Source organism: Streptomyces sp. C36, from assembly GCF_040932295.1.
GTDB lineage: Bacteria > Actinomycetota > Actinomycetes > Streptomycetales > Streptomycetaceae > Streptomyces > Streptomyces triculaminicus.
The window spans coordinates 1-689 of the sequence record NZ_JBFQGI010000029.1 but is presented as its reverse complement, the minus strand read 5'-3'; the positions used below and the strand labels follow the sequence as shown (position 1 = coordinate 689).

Sequence of the window (689 nt, the reverse complement as noted above, 5' to 3'; positions counted from 1 at the left end):
TGGTGGCGGCGCTGGAGGGAGCAGTCGCGGGTGGAGACGACCACGACGTTGCCGTGGGTGTCGGCCAGGCACTGGGTCTCGACGTGGCGGGGCTTGTCGAGGTAGCGCTCGACGAAGCACTCGCCGCGGCCGAAGGCGGCGACGGCTTCGCGGACGGCGGAGTCGTAGAGCTCGGGGACCTCTTCCAGGGTCCGGGCGACCTTCAGGCCACGGCCGCCGCCGCCGAAGGCGGCCTTGATCGCGATGGGGAGGCCGTGTTCGCGGGCGAAGGCGACGACCTCGTCCGCGCCGGAGACGGGGTCGGGGGTGCCGGCGACCAGGGGCGCGCCGGCGCGCTGGGCGATGTGGCGGGCGGCGACCTTGTCGCCGAGGTCGCGGATGGCCTGCGGGGGCGGGCCGATCCAGGTCAGGCCCGCGTCGAGGACGGCCTGGGCGAACTCGGCGTTCTCGGAGAGGAACCCGTAGCCGGGGTGGATGGCGTCCGCCCCGGACTCGGCGGCCGCGGCGAGGACCTTGGCCATGTCCAGATAGCTGGTGGCGGGAGTGTCACCGCCCAGCGCGTACGCCTCGTCAGCCGCCCGGACATGCAACGCGTCACGATCCGGATCGGCATAGACCGCCACACTGGCGATCCCCGCGTCCCGGCACGCACGAGCGACACGGACAGCGATTTCGCCACGATTGGCGAT

Annotated in this window: 1 protein-coding gene; it reads right to left on the bottom strand. The window is 73.1% G+C overall.

Annotated elements, in window-relative coordinates; all coding sequences use genetic code 11:
* A partial coding sequence (locus AB4K12_RS31235; RefSeq protein ID WP_368438176.1) for a biotin carboxylase N-terminal domain-containing protein occupies positions 1-689 on the bottom strand: 689 nt, incomplete at both ends.